The following is a 20,057-nucleotide window of genomic DNA, read 5'->3' on the forward strand; positions in this document are numbered from 1 at the left end:
CCGAAGCTGGGAGTGGAAACCGTGACGCCGAAGAACACCGTCGATCCCGAGGGAGACGATTCGCTGGGCGTGCTCGACGACACCGCGTCGTCGGACACGATCGCGTTCGGTCCCCTCGGCGGCACAGAGCAGGTCAGCGTCGCGCTGCCCACCGGTGGTGAGGACGACGATCTGGTGCAGGAGAGGATCGTGGCGGGAGAGGTCGTCTCCGACCTGATCATCGACACCTCCGCGGTCGCCGATGAGGACACGCTCGCCCGCATCAACCAGGATGCGCAGGGGATCGTCATCGAGCTGCCCGTCGAAGCGGATGCCGTCGCCGACGCGGATGCTGTGGCTGACGACGATACGATTGCCGACGCTGTCGCCGAGGCGGGCGATGACACGGATGCCGATGACGCCGCCGACATCGTGGATGACGCCGCCCACATCGTGGATGCCGACGAGGCCGCCGACATCGTGGATGCCGACGAGGTGTCGGTGTCGGGTGACGATGCGGCGGAGGCCACGGCGCCGGAAGAGACGGCATCCGAGGAGACGGCCGAGATCGACGCCTCCGGGCTCTCACCGCTCGAATCGGCTGTCGCCGTGGCGAAGGCGGAATTGCGCGCCGCGATGTCCCCGACGCCCACGAAGAATCAGATCGAACCGCGGCCCCGTGGGGCCCGGACCGCAGAGGAGAACCGCCCCGTGGCGACCGACGACAGCGCACCCGCTGCGCGCCCCGACGCAGACACCGCGCGCGTCCATGCGGAGCCCGCGCGACCGGCATCCGAGGTGGCATTGTCCTCGAAGCGCCTCGACGATCTGAGCGACTCCGCCCGTGAGAGCGCAGACCTGCTGACCGCAGATCGCCTGCTCGATCCGTCCCGCATCGCCAAGCCCGAGCCCGAGGGCACCTGGAGTCACCTGCTCTATGCGATCTCCGGCGGCCGGATCAACATCGGCGACGGACGCAGGGCCCGCGAGCGCAAGGCGCTCACGGCGCGGATCGCTGCGTCCATGGCGGGCACGGCGCGCTTCGTTCCGGTGCTTTCGCGCAAGGGCGGAGTGGGGAAGACCACGGTCACCGCGCTGCTGGGCATGGCACTCGCAGACGCCAGGGACGACCGGGTGATCGCGGTCGACGCGAACCCCGATCGGGGAACCCTGGCCGAGCGGGTCGTCGGCAGCCAGGCCAAGTCCGTGCGGGATCTGGTGCGCTCACAGAACGAGATCCGCGGGTTCCACGACATCTCGGCTCTCGTGGCCCGCGACGAGACCCGTCTCGACGTGCTGGCATCCGACGCCGACCCCCGGGTCTCGGAGGCGTTCGGCGACGCAGACTACCGTGACGTCGCCGCCGTCGCCGCGCAGTACTACTCGCTCGTGCTCACCGACTCGGGCACCGGCATCGTGCACTCCGTGATGGAGGCCACTCTGCAGCTCGCGGACCGCATCGTCGTGGTGTCCGGGCTCAGCGTCGATGAGGCGCGCCTGGCATCCGAGACGCTCACCTGGCTGGAGACCAACGGCTACGCCCAGCTCGCACGCGACGCCGTCGTGGTGCTGAACCAGTCGACGCCCGGTGCGCCGCTCGTGCGCCTGAGCGAGCTGGAAGCGCATTTCTCCACCCGCGCCAGTCAGGTGCTGCGCATCCCATACGATGCGCAGATCGCCGGTGGGGGCCCGATCGACTTCGGCAGCCTGCAGCCCGAGACGCGACGTGCGGCACGCGAGATCGCGGCCGTGCTCGTCGAGGGACTGCGCACGAAGGCCGCCTGATGACCGTCCGCGAGATCAGGCTGTACGGCGACCCCGTGCTGAGGCAGGTGTGCGCTCCGATCGAGAAGATCGACGATGGCGTTCGCGCCCTCATCGCCGACCTCGTCGAGACCGTCGAGCTCCCCGGTAGGGCCGGCGTCGCCGCCAACCAGATCGGCGTCGCGCTGCGCGCCTTCAGCTATAACATCGACGGCGACATCGGCTACGTGATCAACCCGGTGCTCACCGAGGTGCGTGGGGAGGCTGAGCCGATCGGCGAGGGATGCCTGTCGGTTCCCGGCCTGTGGCACGACACGCCCCGGCATCCCTGGGCACGTGTGGAGGGCATCGATCTGGACGGCGAGCCGGTGGTGCTGGAGGGGAGGGGCTGCTCGCCCAGGCCCTGCAGCACGAGACCGACCATCTGGACGGGATGGTGTACCTTGGCCGCCTGCAGGGCGAGACGCGCAAGCTCGCGATGCGACAGGTGCGCGAGAGCGACTGGTTTTGACACGGATCGGAGCAATGCGGCGAAGCCGCGTTGATGCGGTCGCGTGTCAACATTGAGCGAGCGCCAGCGAGTCGAAATGTCGTGAGATCGTCGGCGCGGAGCGCTCACCCCAGAGGCGTCGACGTCGTCTGCACCGGCTCGTCGTAGATCTCGGAGATCTGCTGCGCGAAATCCTTCAGGATGACATTGCGCTTGATCGACAGCTTCGGCGTCAGATGCCCACTGGCCTCGGTCCACTCGACCGGCAGGATGGTGAACTTGCGGATCGACTCCGCGCGCGAGACGGTCTTGTTCGCCCGGTCCACCGCCCGCTGCACCTCTTCGCGCACGGCGGCGTTCTGACTGGCATCCGTGAGCGACATGTCCGAGGGCAGGCCGTTGTTGGCGAGCCACGCCGGCAGCATCTCCGAATCGAGGGTGATCAGTGCCGAGATGAACGGCTTCTGATCGCCGAGCACCACCACCTGTCCCACGATCGAGTTCGAGCGGATCGGATCCTCGAGCTGGGCCGGTGCGACGTTCTTGCCGCCTGCGGTGACGATGATCTCCTTCTTGCGGCCGGTGATCGTCAGGAACCCGTCGGAGTCGAAGCTGCCCATGTCGCCGGTGCGGAACCAGCCGTCGTGGAAGGCCTCCGCAGTGGCCTCGGGGTTGTTCCAGTACTCCTTGAAGACGTTGATGCCCCTGACCTCGATCTCGCCGTCCTCGGACAGCCGCACGCCCACCCCCGGGAGGGCGGGGCCCACAGTGCCGATCTTGGACTTGTCGGCGAGGTTCACCGTGGCCGGGGCCGTGGTCTCGGTGAGTCCGTAGCCCTCCAGGATCACCACGCCGAGGCTGTGGAAGAAGTGTCCCAGGTGCGCGCCCAGCGGTGCGGATCCGGAGACCGCGTAGGCGACGTTGCCGCCCATGGCCTGGCGCAGCTTGCCGTACACGAGCTTGTCGAACAGGGCGAACTTCAGGCGCAGGCCGAGCGGCACCTTCTTGCCCTCCTCGAGCAGCTTCGAGTGCTCGACGGCCACAGCGGCGGCGGCGCGGAAGATCTTGCCCTTGCCGCCCGCCTCGGCCTTCTGCTCGGCAGAGTTGTAGACCTTCTCGAACACCCGCGGAACGGCGAGCAGGAAGGTCGGCTTGAAGGAGCCCAGCGCAGGTAGCAGATGCTTGGTGTCGGGCTGGTGTCCGGTGCGCACACCGGCGTGGATGCCCAGCACCGAGATGAACCGGGCGAACACGTGCGCGGTGGTGATGAACAGCAGGGTCGAGGCGCCCGGCATCGTGACGACGGCATCGAGCGCCTTCGCGGAGTTGCGCGAGAGCTCGACGAAGTTGCTGTGCGTGAGGACGCAACCCTTGGGGCGGCCCGTGGATCCCGAGGTGTAGATGAGGGTCGCGATGTCGGATCCGACCGCCAGGTTCCGACGGCGCTCGATCTCGGCATCCTCGATCTCGGCGCCCTGCGCGGTGAGGGTGTCGATCGCGCCCAGGTGCATCTGCCAGACCTCGCGCAGCAGCGGCAGGTCGCCGCGCACCTCGTCCACGCGCGCGAAGTGCTCAGTCGACTCGACCATCAGCGCGATGGCACCGGAGTCCTCCATGATCCACTGGATCTGCGAGGGGGAGCTGGTCTCGTAGATCGGCACCATGACCGCGCCCGCATAGAACAGGGCGAAGTCGATCAGCGTCCACTCGTACGTGGTCGATGCGATGAAGCCGACCTTGTCACCGGGCTGGATGCCGGCGGCGACGAAGCCCTTCGCGAGGGCGATCACCGCGGTCTCGAAATCCCGAGCGGAGATGTCGCGCCAGCCATCGCCCTCCGGCACCGAGAAGAGCGCAAGATCGGGGGTCTGGCGCGCGCGGATCGCGAGCAGATCGGAGGTGTTCGCCTGGGGGTCGGCGGGGACGATCGCGGGGACTTCGAACTGGACCACGGCAGCTCCTTCGGTACCGGATGGACGGGTGGTGCTCTGAGTCTAAGTCATGGCATCCAGTCGCAGGGAATCTGATACTGAGTCGCCGCCGAACGCTCGGCGCTAGACTTCAAGACCATGTTCTACTGGCTGATGAAGTACGTCGCGATCGGACCACTGGTCAAGGCGATCTTCCGACCCTGGATCGTGGGGCGCGAGCACATCCCGACCTCGGGTGCGGCCATCCTGGCGAGCAACCATCTGTCCTTCGCCGACTCGATCTTCCTGCCTCTGCTGCTGGATCGCCCGATGTCGTTCCTGGCCAAGAGCGACTACTTCACCGGGCGCGGGCTGAAGGGCTGGGCGACCAGGATGTTCATGAAGGGCACCGGCCAGATCCCCATCGACCGCTCGGGCGGCAAGGCTTCCGAGGCGTCGCTGAACACGGGACTGCAGATCCTGGGACGCGGCGATCTGCTCGGCATCTACCCCGAGGGCACCCGCAGCCCAGACGGCAAGCTGTACCGAGGGCGCACGGGCCTGGCGCGCATGGCGCTGGAGGCCAAGGTCCCGGTGATCCCGGTGGTGATGGTCGACACCGACAACGTCATGCCGATCGGCACGCGCATCCCTAAGGTGATGCGCGTGGGCGTCGTCGTCGGCGAGCCGCTGGACTTCTCACGCTACGCGGGCATGGAGAACGACCGTTACATCCTGCGATCGGTCACCGACGAGATCATGATCGCGCTGCAGCAGCTGGGCGCGCAGGAGTACGACGACGTGTACGCCTCGTCGGTGAAGGATCGCCTGCCGCCGAAGACCGTACGCCGCCGCTGAGAGCACTCGCCCGAGCATCCGCCACAGCCGCGTCACGGCCGCGTCACGGCGGCAGATGCGGCGATGCGCGGACACTAAGCTGGGGAGATGCTTCCCTCGCACCCTGAACTCGACGCGTGGCGCTCCTCCCGATCAAGCAGCAGCCGCAGTGGCCGGATGCCGAGCAGGTGGCCGAGGTCTCCTCGCAGATCGCCGCGCTGCCCCCGCTGGTGTTCGCCGGCGAGGTCGACCAGTTGCGGGCGAAGCTGGCACGTGCCGCCTCGGGCAATGCCTTCCTGCTGCAGGGCGGCGACTGCGCCGAGACCTTCGCGGGTGCGACCGCCGACCAGATCCGTAACCGGATCAAGACCGTGCTGCAGATGGCGGTCGTGCTGACCTACGGCGCCTCGATGCCGGTGGTGAAGATGGGGCGGATGGCCGGGCAGTTCGCCAAGCCCCGCTCCAGCGACTCCGAGACGCGCGGCGAGGTGACCCTGCCCGCCTACCGCGGCGACATCGTGAACGGCTACGACTTCACGGCGGGCTCGCGTCAGCCCGACGCACGGCGCCTGCTGCAGGGGTATCACACCGCGGCATCCACGTTGAACCTCATCCGCGCCTTCACCCAGGGCGGTTTCGCCGATCTGCGCGAGGTGCACTCCTGGAACCGGGGTTTCGCGCAGAACCCGGCCAATCAGCGCTATGAGCGGATGGCCGCCGAGATCGACCGTGCCATCAAGTTCATGGAGGCGGCCGGAGCGGACTTCGAAGAGCTCAAGCGCGTGGAGTTCTTCACCGGGCACGAGGGTCTGCTGATGGACTACGAGCGGCCCATGACGCGCATCGACTCCCGCACCGGCACGCCCTACAACACCTCCGCGCACTTCCTGTGGATCGGGGAGCGCACCCGCGATCTCGACGAGGCGCACGTCGACTACTTCTCGCGCATCCGCAACCCCATCGGCGTCAAGCTCGGGCCGACCACCACGCCCGAGACGGCACTCGCGCTGATCGACAAGCTCGATCCCGAGCGCGAGCCGGGCCGGCTGACCTTCATCACCCGGATGGGCGCGGGGAGGATCCGCGATGCCCTGCCGCCGCTGCTGACCGCGGTGCAGGACTCCGGCGCGACGCCCCTGTGGGTGACCGATCCGATGCACGGCAACGGCATCACCACCTCGACCGGCTACAAGACCCGCCGCTTCGACGACGTGGTCGATGAGGTGCGCGGCTTCTTCGAGGCGCACCGTGCTGTGGGCACGTTCCCCGGCGGCATCCACGTCGAGCTCACCGGCGATGACGTCACCGAGTGCCTGGGCGGGTCCGAGCACATCGACGAGGCCACGCTCGCGACGCGGTACGAGAGCCTGTGCGACCCGCGCCTGAACCATATGCAGAGCCTGGAACTCGCCTTCCTGGTCGCCGAGGAGCTCGAGAAGCGCTGAGCGCCCCGCCGGGTTGCGCTCGGCATCTGCGCCAGTTTCCGGCATCCGCGCCATCGATCGATGCAGCGGATGCTGAAGAGTGCAGCGGATGCGGGCTCGGCGGCGCCGGTCAGCCGCTGACGTTGATGACGATGTAGATCTCGGTTCCCTTGCGGCGCATGGAACCCTGCTCGGGGTCGGTGCTCTGCGCCTTGGTCAGGCCGTTCGGGACGCCGTTCCAGAACGGCGCATACCTCACCTCGAAGCCGGCGTCCTTGAGCTTCCGCACCGCTTCGTCCCGAGTGAGCCCGGCGACATCGGGGACCTTGAAAAGCTGCGGTCCTTTCGAGACCGTCAGCGTCACCGTGTCGTCGGGACGCCAGCTGCCGCCGCCCGGACGCTCCGCAGTCTGCGAGATCACGCTGCCCTTGGCGACGGTGTCGCTGAACTCCTCCGGAGTGTTCTCATCCACCTTCAGCCGTGCGTCCTGCAGGATCTGCTTCGCCTCGCCGAGCGGCTTGCCCGCGACATCCGGAACCGGGCCGAGCGAGACCTGGATCAGCGCCTCGTCGTCTTCGAACAGGTCGCAGCCGTCGCCGCACGCGTATGTGTCGCCGCCGGCGCGAGGGATGATCCGCACGTTCAGCACCAGGCCGGGGTCGAGCGTGGCGAAGTACTCCTCGACGTCCTCGTCGACCCTGACGCCGTTGCCGATGAGCGTCTGACGCGCCTTCTCCTCGGTCAGGCCGCTGAGCTTGCCGATGGTGTGCTTCGCAGGACCCGATGACACGATCAACTCGACCGTGCTCTGCTTATCCACGCGTTCACCGGCACCGGGGTCGGAGTCGATCACATCGCCCTTCGGCACGTCGATGGACGAGCGTTCGGTCGTGGTCGGGATCAGATTCTCGGCCGTGATCGTGTCCTGGGCGACGGCGAGCGGCATCCCGGCGACCTCGGGCACCGCGATCAGTGAGCCCGGTCCGGAGCCGAACCACCAGCCGGCGCTTCCGGCGGCGACCGCCAGCAGCAGCACCAGCGACAGCAGCAGCGCACCCCGGGCGCGGCGGCGCTCGGTGCGGCGGCGCAGCCGAGCTCCGTTGTCGATCTCCGTGGCTTGGGGGACGGAGGCTTCGGAGACGACTGCGGTGCCGGGGAGGATCTTGGTCACTGCGCCGGAATCGTGACCGACGGAGATGGGCGCCGTGGTGGCGGTGGAGATCGGTGTCACGTCCAGCTCGCGCTCGATCTCGCGCAGCCGGTCGAGCATCTCCTGGGCATCCAGCGGCCGCTCGTCGGGTGACTTGTCGGTCGCCCACAGCACCAGCTCATCGAGCTGCTCTGGCACGCCCGGGTTGCGCACGCTCGGACGGGGCACCTGCTCGGTGGCGTGCTGAAAGGCGATCTGCATGGGCTGCTCGCCCTTGTACGGCTGCTCACCGACGAGCATCTCGTACAGCATGATCCCCAAGGCGTAGATGTCGCTACGGGCGTCCGCGGTGCCCCGTGTGACCAGCTCGGGCGCGAGGTAGGCGATGGTGCCCAGCAGCTGCGCACCCGTGGCGGTGTTCGCGGTGGTGGCGCGGGCCAGCCCGAAGTCGCCGATCTTGATGCGGCCGTCCTCGGCCAGCAGCACGTTCTCGGGCTTCACATCCCGGTGCACGATGCCGGCGCGGTGCGCCGCCGAGAGCCCGGAGAGGATGGCGTCCATGATCGTGATCGTCTGCGGCACTGTCAGGCGCTTCTGCTCGCGCATCAGCTCGCGCAGTGTGATCCCGGGCAGATACTCCATCACCAGGTAGGCGAGGTCGCCGTCCTGCCCCTGGTCGAAGACGTTCACGACATGCGGGTCGGCCAGACGCGCCGCAGAGCGCGCCTCTTGGATGAACCGGCTCTGGAAGGCCGAGTCGTCGCTGAGATGCGCGTGCATCACCTTGAGGGCGATGCGCCGCTCCAGGCGCATGTCGGTCGCGACGTACACTGTCGCCATGCCGCCCCGGGCGATGCGCGCACGCACCCGGTATCGACCGTCGACAAGCCGCCCGATGAGGGGATCGGCCTGCGCAGTGTTCACGGAACGAGTCTATGAAGAACCGGCACCCGGCCCGGGCAGCGGCGCACCCTGCCAGGTTTCGATCCGGTGACGAGTGGCTCACCGGAGCGTCGCGAGCCAGCGATTCGCCTGCTGCTCCCATTGCCCGTAGCGATCCGGGTAGGCGGAGATCTGCACCGCCTGAGCGGCGGCGGTGAACGGCTTGTCCTGCCAGCCCGGGATGTCGAGCAGACCACGGCTGTTCGTGCCGTTGGGATCCTTCGCGCCGCCGTAGAACACCCGGATGCTGCGGTCGGCGTCCATGATCTGCTCGGCTGTTCCCCAGCCCTGGCTGGGGCGCTGCTGGAACAGGCCCAGGGAGTCGCGGTCGCCGTGATCGAGATTGCGCAGCGAGGACTCCACCATGGCCGTCGCCAGCGCGATGGCGATCCCGCGCTCGGGCACGCCGAGCTCGCGGCCGATGCGGATGATGTGCAGGGCGTTCGCGCGCTGGGCGGCGTCGAGGTTCGCACTGCGCTGTGCGGGAGCCGGCGGGGTCAGTCGCAGGGTCTGGCCGGGATAGATGATGCTGCCGGTGCCGAGACCGTTCGCCTGCAGCAGGACGGCGACACTCGTGCCGTGCTTGCGGGCGATGCCGAACAGCGTGTCGCCCCTGACGACGGTGTGGGTCTTGGCGGATGCCGGTGCGGCCGGCGCGGAGGCCGGCGCCGGGGCGGACGAGCCGGGGGATGCGGCCGGTGCTGCGGGCCCGACGGAGAGCTTCTGCCCGGGGAAGATGAGCGCGGAGCGGCCCAGCCCGTTCGCGGCGATGATGTTCGCGACGGTCGTGCCGTAGGTGCGTGCGATCGCGTAGACGGTGTCGCCGCGAACCACGGTGTGGGTCCTGTCGGACTTCGCAGGTGCAGTTGTCGGCGCGGGCTTCGCGGGTGCGGTCTTCGCCGGTGCGGGCTTCGCGGCCGCTGCGGTCAGTCGCAGCGTCTGGCCGGGGTAGATCACGGTTCGCCAGCCCAGGCCGTTCCACGCGAGCACATCGGCCGGGCGCAGACCGTGACGGATCGCGATCCCCGACACGGTGTCACCCGGCCGGATCGTGTAGGTGGTCGGTTGCGCGCTGGCGTGCTGCACGTTCGCGACGGTGGCAGGGCGGGGGACGACGGTCGGATGGACACGCGTGGGGGCCGGGTCGGTTCTGACCGGCTCACGGGCGTCTGCCGGGGCTGTGGTGAGGACGGCGGCGAGCGTGCCGATCACGGCAGCCGGGGCTCCGAACCGGAATGCGCCCCTGCGGGTCGAGCGAGTATGCATGAGAATCCCCCTGTTTTCCTCAGGACACGCTGACACGGATGTAAAGATCTGTCAACAGAAGTGACCGCTGTGGCGGATGTGATCAGTGATGCTCCTGTGGTGATCGTGCGGAGCCGAAGCGGGTGAGATAGTGGACAGGTGCCTGAGAACACCCTTGAGATCACCGACTGGCTGACCATCCCCGATCTCGTCGACGTGCTCGACGAGACCCCGAGCCGGGTGCGTCGGCTGCTCGATGAGCGCTACCTGGTCGGCTCGCGACGCAGTGGGGTGTTCGCCGTCCCCGCCGTCTTCATCGTGGATGGCCGGCCGCTGTCGTCGCTGCGCGGCACCGTGATCGTCCTGCAGGACGCCGGCTTCACTGACGACGAGGTCATCGACTGGCTGCTCAGCGAGGAGGACTCGCTGGGGCGCACGCCGATCGCGGCGCTCCTCGCCGGTCATAAGAGCGCGGTGCGGCGCGTCGCGCGTACGCTCGCCTGAGCTTCACGATGAGCGGCTGATCGCGGCAGCTGCCAGCGCGCGCAGCGATGCCGCGGCGTCTTCTCCGACATCGGCGGCCGTCAGTGCGCTCTCGGCCTGAGCCGTGAACTCCGCGATCATCGCCTCGATCCGCGAGACGGCCCCGGTGTCCTCGATCAACCGCTGCAGGCTCGCCACGGCCTCCGCAGAGAGGTGCGGGTCGCCCAGCGCCGCATCCAGCTGCGCTCGAGTCGCCGGCTGGAGCTGCCCGCGCGCTACGGCGATCAGTGCGGTGCGCTTGCCCTCGCGCAGGTCGTCGCCGGCGGGCTTGCCGGTCACGGCGGGGTCACCGAACACGCCGAGAAGGTCGTCGCGCAGTTGGAAGGCCATGCCGATCGGGTGGCCGATGTCTCGCAGCCCGGCCAGCAGGCCGGCATCCGCCCCCGCCAGAGTGGCGCCGAGCAGGAGCGGCTCGACCACGCTGTACCGCGCCGACTTCAGTGACGCCACGCGCAGCGCCCGATCGAGCATCTGCTCGGGCGGGTTCACGCTCCACGCCGATTCCTCGGTGATGTCGAGCAGCTGCCCGACGGTGACGTCCCGGCGCATGCGCGCGTACTCCGCGCGGGTGGCTGCAGCGTGCGGATGCCCCTGCAGGGTCTCCTCGAGCAGATCGTCACTCCACGCGACGAGCAGGTCACCCAGGAGCACGGCCGACGAGCGCCCGAAGGCCTCGGCGTCTCCGTGCCACCCCGCGGCGCGGTGTGCGGCCTCGAGCGCGCGGTGCGATGCGGGGCGCCCGCGGCGGGTGTCGGAGTTGTCGATCAGGTCATCGTGAACCAGGGCGGCCGACTGGAAGATCTCCAGCGCCGCACACAACCCCCACAGGGGTTCGAGATCGGTAGCAGATGCCCCGGATGCCGCCTGCCAGCCGGCATGACAGAACCTCGCTCGCAGGCGCTTGCCGCCGGTCAGAGTGGCACGCGCGGCATCGAGGAACAGCCCGGCGTCCGGGCCGTAGTCGTCGCTGTCCGTCGCGATGCGGGCGAGGAAATCCTCGAGTCGGGCGGCGACCGCCTCGGAGACGATGGGGGAGGGCACGATTCCCAGCCTAGATGCAGGAATTCGCCAGCGCTCGGCTAGCCGACCGCTCTGCACACGGGTAGAGTGGAGGGAACGAACCAAGGGGGTCGGAGATGCCTCTTTCCGAACAAGAGCAGCGCATGCTCGACGAGATGGAACGCCATCTTCTGCAGCACGACGCTGATGTCGTGACCGCGCCATCCGGCGATCGCTCGCTCAGCTATCGAAATCTCGTCTACGGTGCCCTGCTCATGCTCGTCGGCGTCGGCGGGCTCGTCGCAGCCGTCGTCTCCAGCCGTGGTCTCGGTGCTGTCGGCAGCATCATCATCGGCGTGGTGGCCTTCCTCGCCATGCTCGGCGGAGCCATCCTCGCCTTCACCCCGGTTCGACGTACCGACGGCTCCGGTCTTCGTCCGGATGCGGAGCCGCGTCAGCCGCGCCCCCACGACTCCTCCTTCATGGATCGGATGAACGACCGGTGGGATCGGCGACAGGACGAACGCTGATCCGACCTGCGGATCGGCTTGTCTCCACACCACGCCCGGATGCTGAGCATCCGGGCTTTTTCATGTTCTGATCCACCCGCCTGAGCGAATCGTCGGCATTTTCCTCCACCCGTCCTCCACTGCGCTCCACCCCCGTGATTCCGCGTGATCACGGGGGTTCTTTCGTGCAGTACGGAGCGAAGACTGAGAATGGGCACAATTGTGCGTAGGAAAGTGGAGGGAAGTGGAGTAAAGTGGCGCGTACCTCGAGTTGGCCGGACGCAGAGGGGGTGGTGGCCGATGTTGCTGGGGACGCATACGCCGAAGCTCGACGACAAGGGCCGCGTGATCCTTCCTGCGAAGTTCCGTGAGGATCTGGCCGGCGGCATCGTGGTCACCCGAGGGCAGGAACGCTGCCTGTACGTGTTCAGCACCGCCGAGTTCGAGGCCATGCACGAGCGCATCCGGCAGGCACCGCTGAGCAATAAGCAGGCCCGTGACTTCCTGCGCATGTTCCTCTCCGGCGCCAGTGCCGAGATGCCCGACAGCCAGAACCGCATCACCCTCCCGGCGCACCTGCGTCAGTACGCCGGGCTGGAGAAGGAGCTGGTCGTCACCGGTGTCGGCGCCCACGCCGAGATCTGGGATGCGTCCGCCTGGAACGCCTATCTGGAAGGCAACGAAGAGTCCTACGCAGATCTGGAGCAGGAGGTGATTCCCGGATTGTTCTGACCACGGCTGTGATGCCTCGCCGCTTTGCCCCGACACACTTCCCCGGTGCCGGGTCGAGCGGAGAGGAATCAGAGCCGGAGGTCACGGGAAGACGATCATGAGCCTCCGCGACATCCATACCCCGGTGCTCCTCGAGCGCTGCATCGACCTGCTCGGCCCCGCGCTGACGCAGGACGGCGCCGTGCTCGTAGACGCCACGCTCGGCATGGGCGGGCACTCCGAGGCGTTCCTGGAGCGCTTCCCGAACATCCGGCTGATCGGCCTGGACCGCGACACGGACGCGCTGCGGATCGCGGGTGAGCGCCTGGCGCCCTTCGCCGATCGGATCACGCTCGTGCACAGCGTGTACGACGAGATCGGCCTGCACGCGCTGGGCGCCTCGGCGATCCTGTTCGACCTGGGCGTCTCCTCGCTGCAGCTCGACGAGGCCGACCGCGGCTTCGCGTACTCCAAGGACGCCCCGCTGGACATGCGGATGGATCAGACCAAGGGTCGCACGGCTGCGACCATCCTCGCCGAGTACAGCGAGGGGCAGCTGCGCCGCATCTTCGAGCGCTACGGCGAGGAGAAGCTCGCCGGTCGCTACGCCCGGTTCATCGTGCAGGCCAGGGCGCAGCATCCGCTCACCCGCTCCGGTGAGCTGGTCGACCTGCTCATCGAAGCCACTCCCGCCGCCGTCCAGCGTGCCGGCCACCCTGCCAAGCGGGTCTTCCAGGCGCTGCGGATCGAGGTCAACTCCGAGCTGAGTGTGCTCGCCGATGCGATCCCCGTCGCGATGGACGCGCTCCAGGTGGGCGGCCGGATCGCGGTGATGGCCTATCAGTCGCTGGAGGACCGCCTGGTCAAGCAGGCCTTCGCCGCGGCATCCGCGTCGACCGCGCCCGCGGGCCTGCCTGTCGAACTCCCCGAACACGCCCCCGCTTCCGCGTGCTCACGAAGGGGGCCGAACTGGCGGGGGACGAGGAGCGCGCTCGGAACCCGCGTGCCATTCCGGTGCGGCTGCGCGCCGCCGAGAAGCTCAGGGAGACGCCATGAGTCTGCTGAACGTGCGCGTCGCACCGCGCACCGAACCCGCACCGAAGCCGCCGCGCCGACTGCGGCCGGTCTCCGCGCCGTCGGGTCTGCGTCGCCCGAAGCTCGCCTATGCCGCCCTCGCCGTCGGGGGAGCGCTGGCCATCGGCGCGGCGCAGATCGGGATCTCGCTCGCCTCCACCCAGGACGCCTTCGTGCTCGCCAAGCTCAACGGCCAGCAGCACGAGCTGACCCTTCAGAAGCAGGCGCTCGGCGACGAGGTGGCCGGCCTGAACTCACCGCAGGCGCTGGCATCGAAGGCCGACAGCATGGGCTTGGTCGTCGTGGGATCCGCGTCCTATCTGCGTCTGAGCGACGGCGCCGTGCTCGGCGCCGGCAGCGGCGCCTCGTGGATCTCGACAGTGGCGCCGAACAGCTCCACCAAGGTCGGAAACGCCCTGCTCGCGCCTCCTCCGGCCCCCAAGGCCGAGCAGATGCCCGCGGATTCGACCGCGCAGCACGAGCCCGACCTGCCCCCCGTCATCAGCGACGGCCTGCCTTCCCCGACCACTCGATAGCCCCAGGATGGAGACCGCCGCATGACGACACGCGCAACCCGCGGGACGCGACGGCGCACGGTCGTCGCCCTCGCAGTGATCCTCACCGTGCTGGCAGCATTCGTCTTCCGCCTGGTCGACATCCAGGTCGTGCACGCCGACGACCATGTCGCCGACTCGATGACCAAGCTGAGCACCTCCACCAGCATCCCCGGAGCCCGCGGCGACATCGTCGACGAGAACGGCACCGTGCTCGCCTCGGATGCGTTCGTCTACGACTCGCAGCTGGATCCCAAGCTGATCGACACCTACGAGAAGGAGACCGATCCGAAGAAGAAGCCCGAGCTGTCGTGGGCCCAGGCCAGTGAGAAAATCGCCGAGATCGTCGGGATGGAGCCGGACGAGGTGCGGGAGCTGGTCTCCTCGGCACTGGAGGCGAATCCGAACAGCCGGTACGCCAAGCTGAAGAACGGTCTCTCCACCGATCAGTACCTCGCGCTGAGGGATCTGCACCTCGCCTACGTCGCCAGCAAGAAGCGCGCCGTGCGGGTGTACCCGAACGGCGCGGTGGCAGGCAACCTCGTCGGGTTCCTGAACGGCGAGGGCGAGCCCCAGTACGGCATAGAGCGGATGGATCAGAAGTGCCTGGCCGCCACCGACGGCTCCAACAGCTACAAGATCGGTCGGGGCGGTGTGCGGATCCCGGGCAGTGAGCGCATCGTGCCCGCCATCGATGGCGGAACCGTGCAGCTGACGATCGACAGCGACCTGAACTGGTACCTGCAGCAGATGATCGCCGAGGAGACGCAGCGGCAGGGAGCGCAGACCGGCAGCGTCACCGTTGTCGAGGTGAAGACCGGCAAGATCCGTGCCGCGGCGGAGTATCCGGCGGTCGACCCGAACAACATCAACACGGTCGATCCCACCTACTGGCGCTCGCACATCTTCTCCGACGCATACGAGCCCGGGTCGACGTTCAAGGCCATCACCGCCGCGACCATCATCGACCAGGGCAAGGCGACCCCCACCTCGCACGTGACGGCACCCGCGCGGGTGACCTTCCCCAACGGCACGACCATCAACGATCCGTTCCCGCACCCGGTGCACGAGTACACGCTCGCGGGCGCCCTGATCGACTCCTCGAACGTGTCCCTCTCGAAGTTCGGCACCATGGTCGACCCCGCCACCCGCGCGGACTACCTGAAGCGCTTCGGCGTCGGAGAGAAGACCGCGGTCGGCTTCCCCGCCGAGCAGAAGGGGCTGATCAAGGATGCCGACAAATGGAACGGCGGCGACGTGTACACCACGACGTTCGGCCAGGCGTTCACCGTCACACCGGCGCAGCTGGCCGGTGCCTACCAGGCACTCGCGAACGACGGGAAGAAGATCGACCTGTCGCTGGTGGAGTCCTGCACCGACGCCGACGGCACGGTACACGAGGCCGCCGCGCCGAAGAGCGAGCAGATCGTCAAGCCCGACACCGCCAAGCAGGTCCAGCGGATGCTGGAGAACGTGGCCGTGCAGGGCGGCAACGCCAAGACCACTGCGGTCCCCGGCTACCGGATCGGCCTGAAGACCGGGTCGGCGCAGAAGTCGAGCGGAAACGGACCCGGCTACAAGAAGGGCGTGTACTTCACCAGCATGGTCGGCATCGCCCCGATCGAGGATCCGCAGTACGTCGTCGTGGTCACGCTCGACGAGCCGACTAAGATGAGGACTTCAGCAGCAGACGCCGTCGCCTTCCAGCAGGCGATGACCCAGGTGCTCAAGACCTATCGCGTCGCGCCCTCCTCGGAGCCGATGGACGCGCTGCTTCCCAAATTCAACTAGCCGGCGTTCCGCCGCGCATGGAGTTGCCACATGATCGCCCTGTCGCTTGCCGAGATCGCCGAGATCCTGAACGGCGAGCTGAGAATGATCGACGCCGATTCGCCCGACACGGTCGTCGACGGCTCGGTCGACACCGACTCCCGTGAGATGACCGCAGGGTCGATCTTCGTGGCCAAGCCGGGGAGACCACCGACGGGCATCGTTTCGTCGGAGCAGCGGTCGACGCCGGCGCCGTGCTGGCGATCGTCGAACGTCCGGTCGAGGTGCCGGTTTCGCAGATCGTCGTGGCGGATGCGGTCGTGGCACTCGCCGATCTCGCTCGTGCGGTCGTCGCGCGGGTGCGGGCGACGGGTGGGCTGCGCATCGTCGGGATCACCGGATCCAACGGCAAGACGACCACCAAGAACCTCCTGGCCCGCATCCTGGAGGACGACGGCGAGACAGTCGCCCCGATCCGCTCCTACAACAACGAAGTCGGCGCGCCGCTGACCATGCTGCGGGTCACCGACCGGACGCGCTACCTGATCAGCGAGTTCGGCGCCGCGGGGCCGGGCAGCATCGCCCAGCTGGCCGGACTTGTCGAACCCGACATCGGGATCGTGCTGATGGTCGGGCTCGCACACGCCAGCGGGTTCGGCGGCATCGAGGCGACCGCCCTGGCGAAGTCTGAGCTGGTACAGGCGACGCGCACGGGCGGCACCGCCGTGCTCAACGTCGACGACCCGCGCGTCTGGGCCATGCGCACGCTCGCCGCCGACCGCGATCAGACAGTGGTCGGCTTCGGACAGGGGCCGGATGCCGTCGTGCGCGCCGAAGAGATCGTCGTGACCGCCGAAGGCACCACCTGCACGATCGTGAGCGGCGAGGAGCGCATCCCGCTGCGCCTGCGGGTTCTCGGCGCCCACCACGTCGGGAACGCGCTGGCCGCCATCGCCGCTGCAGGAGTGCTCGGCATCCCGGCATCCGACGCCGTCGCCCGACTGGAGACCGTCGAGGTCGCCGAACGCTGGCGGATGCAGCCGATGGGCAATGACCGCGTGCGCATCATCAACGACGCCTACAATGCCAGTCCCGACTCCATGGCGGCCGCCCTGCGCACGCTCGCGCAGATCACCGCGCCGGGGAGCGCACCGTCGCCGTGCTGGGGGCGATGACCGAACTCGGCGATGCGGCGGGCGAGGAGCACGACAGGATCGGGCTGCTGGCCGTGCGGCTGAACATCCAGCGCATCGTCGTGGTGGGCGCCGAGGCGCGTCGCCTGTACCTGGCCGTCGTCGGCGAAGGATCCTGGGACAGCGAGGCCGTGCATCTGCCCGACCAGGATGCGGCGTTCGAGTATCTGAAGGGCGAGCTGCGGGAGGGCGATCGGGTGCTGGTGAAGTCATCGAACGCCGTGGGCCTCCGGCACCTCGGCGATCGTCTGGGAGAATGGTTCTCGTGAGGTCCCTGCTTATGGCGACGGCGATATCGCTCGCCTTCTCGCTCTTCCTGACCCCCGTCTTCCTGAAGGGGTTCCGCAGGATCGGCTGGGGGCAGGTCATCCGCACCCCCGAGGACATCGCCAATCCGAACCACGAAGCCAAACGAGGCACACCGACGATGGGCGGTGTCATCTTCATCCTCGGCACGATCGTCGGCTACTTCGCCGGCACGTTCTTCGGCGGCACGACGCCCGCGCTCTCGGCGATGCTGGTGCTCTGGCTCATGGTCGGCTTCGGGATCGTCGGCTTCATCGACGACTACATGAAGGTGCGCAGCCAGCGCAGCCTGGGACTGTCGGGCTGGCGCAAGATCGTCGGACAGCTTGCGGTGCTGATCCCCTTCGGCGTGGTCGCGCTGAACTTCCCGAACTCGCTCGACCAGTACCCGGCCAGCGGCTTCGTCTCCCTCTTCCGCGACATCTCCTGGCTGAACCTGTTCGCCTTCGGTGCGGTGCTCGGCTGGGCGCTGTACCTGATCTGGATCTCGGTGATCGGCGTCGCCACCTCGAACAGCGTGAACCTCACCGACGGACTCGACGGCCTCGCTGCCGGGGCCGGCGTGTTCGTCGTCGGCTCCTACGGACTGATCGCCTTCTGGCAGTTCAAGCAGTCCTGCGTGGGCGAGGGCTGGAACACCGTGGGTTGCTACGAGGTGCGTGAGCCGCTGAACCTGGCGACGGTCGCCGCGGCCTTCGCCGGCGGGCTGATCGGGTTCCTGTGGTGGAACGCGCCCAAGGCGAAGGTCTTCATGGGCGACGTGGGCTCGATGGCGATCGGCGGCGTGGTCACGGCGATGGCGATCCTCACCCGCACCGAGCTGCTGCTGTTCGTGATCGCCGGCATCTTCGTGATCTCGTCGGGCTCGGTCATCCTGCAGCGGCTGTACTTCAAGCTCACGCGCGGTAGGCGGCTGTTCCTGATGAGCCCGTTCCATCACCATCTCGAGATGCGCGGCTGGGCCGAGGTGACCATCGTCGTGCGGCTGTGGATCATCGCGGGCCTGCTGGCGGCATCCGCCGTCGGCCTGTTCTACGTGGACTGGTTCGCCCAGGCTTCGAACGGCTGACCCGTGGGTGCGGATCGTCTTGACACGCTGACCAGCTGGCGCGCCGACTGGAGCGGACTGCGCGTCGCCGTGCTGGGGTTGAGCGTGACCGGCTTCTCGGCCGCCGACACGCTCGCAGAACTCGGCGCCGACGTCCTGGTGCTCTCGGAGGGTGCTGCGGAGGAGTACGCGCGTCTGGTGCCGGTGATCGGCGCACGACTGGAACTCGGCCCGCTCGGCGAGGTCCCCGAGGTGCTGCGCGACTTCGACCCCGAGGTGATCGTCGCCTCACCTGGCTTCGCGCCCGCGCATCCGGTCGTCCGGTGGGCGCAGCGCAGCGGCATCGCGCTCTGGGGCGATGTCGAGCTGGCCTGGCGGGTGCGCGACAAGGTGCTCCGCGACAACGGGACGCCCGCCGAATGGGTGCTCATCACCGGCACCAACGGCAAGACCACCACCACTCAGCTCACCGCCACGCTGCTGAACGCCGGCGGGCTGCGGGCGGCGCCCTGCGGCAACATCGGCGTGCCGGTGCTGGATGCGGTCCGCGATCCGGGCGGTTTCGACGTGCTGGTGGTCGAACTCTCCAGCCATCAGCTCTGGTACATCGGGAAGTCGGCACCGGCCGGGCAGCTCGTGCCGCACGCGTCGACCTGCCTGAACCTGGCCGACGACCATCTCGTCTGGCACGGCAGCGCCGACGCGTACCGTGCGGCCAAGGCAGTCGTGTACCGGAACACGACCGCGGCCTGCGTCTACAACAAGGCCGACCTCGCCACCCTGCGGATGGTGGAGGAGGCGGATGTCATCGAGGGGGCCCGCGCCATCGGCTTCGACCTCGGCACGCCCGGCCCCAGCGATCTGGGGGTCGTCGACGGCATCCTGGTGGATCGGGCCTTCCACGACGATCGGCGGCACAGCGCGCTGGAGGTGACCACCGTCGACGAGCTGCGCGCGGTCGGCCTGGCCGCACCGCACGTCGTGCAGAACATCCTCGCCGCCTCCGCGCTCGCCCGCTCGCTGGGCGTCGCCCCCGCCGCGATCCACGATGCGCTGCAGACCTTCACGATGGATGCGCACCGCATCCAGCTCGTCGCCGAGCATCGCGGGATCCGGTGGGTGGACGATTCCAAGGCGACCAACCCGCACGCCGCCGCCTCGTCGCTGCGAGCGCACCCCGGCGCGATCTGGATCGTCGGCGGCGACCTCAAGGGCGTCGACCTCGATGACCTGGTCGCCGATGCCGGGGCCACGGCAGGCGGCGCGATCGTGATCGGCGTGGATCGTGAGCCCGTTCTGTCGGCATTCCGGCGACACGCGCCGCACGTGCCGGTGCGGGAGGTCGGCACTGGCGACACTGGAGAGGTCATGGACCGCGTGGTGGAAGTCGCGACGGGGATGATCCACGGCGAGGGCACGGTTCTGCTGGCCCCCGCAGCGGCATCCTTCGACCAGTTCACCAGCTACGCGGACCGGGGAGAGCGCTTCGCCCGGGCGGTGCGCGAATGGATCGAGCGGGGGAGCGCAGATGACGCAGACGGCTCACCCGCCGCGCACTGAGGGCCGCCCCCAGAGCAGGGGCTGGCAGCCCGCGTCTCGCTGGGCAGGC

General features: G+C 68.5%; 13 protein-coding genes and 4 pseudogenes. 13 read left to right on the forward strand and 4 right to left on the reverse strand.

From position 1 onward, the window contains the following. Positions 1 to 21 precede the first annotated feature (21 nt). Positions 22 to 1,764 carry a MinD/ParA family ATP-binding protein gene (locus tag QUE33_RS02435; RefSeq protein ID WP_286301718.1) on the forward strand — a complete coding sequence of 581 codons (1,743 nt, stop codon included), beginning with the start codon at positions 22 to 24 and terminating at the stop codon, positions 1,762 to 1,764. Then, a pseudogene (gene def / locus QUE33_RS02440) lies at positions 1,764 to 2,254 on the forward strand (peptide deformylase). The gene QUE33_RS02435 and the pseudogene def overlap by 1 nt, the downstream one beginning before the upstream one ends. Before the next feature lie 104 nt (positions 2,255 to 2,358). Here the strand turns inward: def and QUE33_RS02445 are convergent. Next, a complete protein-coding gene (locus QUE33_RS02445) occupies positions 2,359 to 4,185 on the reverse strand; it encodes an AMP-dependent synthetase/ligase (protein ID WP_286301719.1) in 1,827 nt (608 codons plus the stop codon). A gap of 117 nt (positions 4,186 to 4,302) precedes the next feature. Here QUE33_RS02445 and QUE33_RS02450 point away from each other — a divergent pair, with 117 nt between their 5' ends. Beyond that, a complete protein-coding gene (locus tag QUE33_RS02450) occupies positions 4,303 to 5,001 on the forward strand; it encodes a lysophospholipid acyltransferase family protein (RefSeq protein WP_286301720.1) in 699 nt (232 codons plus the stop codon). Between the two features lie 87 nt (positions 5,002 to 5,088). After that, positions 5,089 to 6,425, forward strand: a pseudogene (locus QUE33_RS02455) (class II 3-deoxy-7-phosphoheptulonate synthase). Positions 6,426 to 6,534: 109 nt separating this feature from the next. Here the strand turns inward: QUE33_RS02455 and pknB are convergent. Together pknB and QUE33_RS02465 are read right to left on the reverse strand one after the other, a co-directional pair. Then, complete coding sequence (gene pknB / locus QUE33_RS02460) at positions 6,535 to 8,478, reverse strand: Stk1 family PASTA domain-containing Ser/Thr kinase (RefSeq protein WP_286301722.1); 1,944 nt, start codon at positions 8,476 to 8,478, stop codon at positions 6,535 to 6,537. 78 nt (positions 8,479 to 8,556) lie between these two features. Beyond that, entirely contained in the window at positions 8,557 to 9,762 is a 1,206-nt protein-coding gene (locus tag QUE33_RS02465) for a muramidase family protein (protein ID WP_286301724.1), read from the reverse strand. A gap of 138 nt (positions 9,763 to 9,900) precedes the next feature. On the opposite strand from QUE33_RS02465, the gene QUE33_RS02470 reads away from it, so the two are divergent. Further along, the gene (locus QUE33_RS02470; RefSeq protein WP_286301726.1) at positions 9,901 to 10,245 is read left to right on the forward strand and encodes an Rv2175c family DNA-binding protein; all 345 of its coding nucleotides are present in this window, start codon (positions 9,901 to 9,903) and stop codon (positions 10,243 to 10,245) included. Between the two features lie 3 nt (positions 10,246 to 10,248). On the opposite strand, the gene QUE33_RS02475 is transcribed toward QUE33_RS02470, so the two are convergent. Next, on the reverse strand, positions 10,249 to 11,328 hold the full coding sequence (locus tag QUE33_RS02475) for a polyprenyl synthetase family protein (RefSeq protein ID WP_286303007.1): 1,080 nt from the start codon (positions 11,326 to 11,328) through the stop codon (positions 10,249 to 10,251). Positions 11,329 to 11,420: 92 nt separating this feature from the next. Here QUE33_RS02475 and QUE33_RS02480 point away from each other — a divergent pair, with 92 nt between their 5' ends. The 8 genes and pseudogenes from QUE33_RS02480 (at position 11,421) to murD (ending at position 20,008) form a co-directional block, all read left to right on the forward strand. Then, complete coding sequence (locus QUE33_RS02480) at positions 11,421 to 11,813, forward strand: DUF3040 domain-containing protein (RefSeq protein ID WP_286301727.1); 393 nt, start codon at positions 11,421 to 11,423, stop codon at positions 11,811 to 11,813. 279 nt (positions 11,814 to 12,092) lie between these two features. Continuing rightward, positions 12,093 to 12,524, forward strand: a complete 432-nt coding sequence (gene mraZ, locus QUE33_RS02485; protein ID WP_286301729.1) for a division/cell wall cluster transcriptional repressor MraZ — start codon at positions 12,093 to 12,095, stop codon at positions 12,522 to 12,524. A gap of 97 nt (positions 12,525 to 12,621) precedes the next feature. After that, a pseudogene (gene rsmH / locus QUE33_RS02490) lies at positions 12,622 to 13,559 on the forward strand (16S rRNA (cytosine(1402)-N(4))-methyltransferase RsmH). Further along, the gene (gene ftsL / locus QUE33_RS02495; RefSeq protein WP_286301732.1) at positions 13,556 to 14,113 is read left to right on the forward strand and encodes a cell division protein FtsL; all 558 of its coding nucleotides are present in this window, start codon (positions 13,556 to 13,558) and stop codon (positions 14,111 to 14,113) included. Before rsmH ends, ftsL begins: the two are co-directional and overlap by 4 nt. Before the next feature lie 21 nt (positions 14,114 to 14,134). After that, the gene (locus QUE33_RS02500; protein ID WP_286301733.1) at positions 14,135 to 15,922 is read left to right on the forward strand and encodes a peptidoglycan D,D-transpeptidase FtsI family protein; all 1,788 of its coding nucleotides are present in this window, start codon (positions 14,135 to 14,137) and stop codon (positions 15,920 to 15,922) included. Positions 15,923 to 15,952: 30 nt separating this feature from the next. Beyond that, positions 15,953 to 17,363: pseudogene (locus tag QUE33_RS02505) on the forward strand (UDP-N-acetylmuramoyl-tripeptide--D-alanyl-D-alanine ligase). Beyond that, complete coding sequence (gene mraY, locus QUE33_RS02510; RefSeq protein ID WP_286301736.1) at positions 17,360 to 18,469, forward strand: phospho-N-acetylmuramoyl-pentapeptide-transferase; 1,110 nt, start codon at positions 17,360 to 17,362, stop codon at positions 18,467 to 18,469. Before QUE33_RS02505 ends, mraY begins: the two are co-directional and overlap by 4 nt. Before the next feature lie 3 nt (positions 18,470 to 18,472). Next, the gene (gene murD / locus QUE33_RS02515; RefSeq protein WP_286301738.1) at positions 18,473 to 20,008 is read left to right on the forward strand and encodes a UDP-N-acetylmuramoyl-L-alanine--D-glutamate ligase; all 1,536 of its coding nucleotides are present in this window, start codon (positions 18,473 to 18,475) and stop codon (positions 20,006 to 20,008) included. Positions 20,009 to 20,057 lie beyond the last annotated feature (49 nt).

This window comes from Microbacterium suwonense (genome assembly GCF_030296555.1).
In the GTDB taxonomy this organism is placed as follows: Bacteria; Actinomycetota; Actinomycetes; order Actinomycetales; family Microbacteriaceae; genus Microbacterium; species Microbacterium suwonense.

Coding starts and splice junctions, on each gene's coding strand:
- ftsL (WP_286301732.1), top strand. CDS start 13,556: ATGAGTCTGCTGAACGTGCGCGTCGCACCGCGCACCGAACCCGCACCG.
- QUE33_RS02500 (WP_286301733.1), top strand. CDS start 14,135: ATGACGACACGCGCAACCCGCGGGACGCGACGGCGCACGGTCGTCGCC.
- mraZ (WP_286301729.1), top strand. CDS start 12,093: ATGTTGCTGGGGACGCATACGCCGAAGCTCGACGACAAGGGCCGCGTG.
- QUE33_RS02480 (WP_286301727.1), top strand. CDS start 11,421: ATGCCTCTTTCCGAACAAGAGCAGCGCATGCTCGACGAGATGGAACGC.
- QUE33_RS02450 (WP_286301720.1), top strand. CDS start 4,303: ATGTTCTACTGGCTGATGAAGTACGTCGCGATCGGACCACTGGTCAAG.
- QUE33_RS02465 (WP_286301724.1), bottom strand. CDS start 9,762: ATGCATACTCGCTCGACCCGCAGGGGCGCATTCCGGTTCGGAGCCCCG.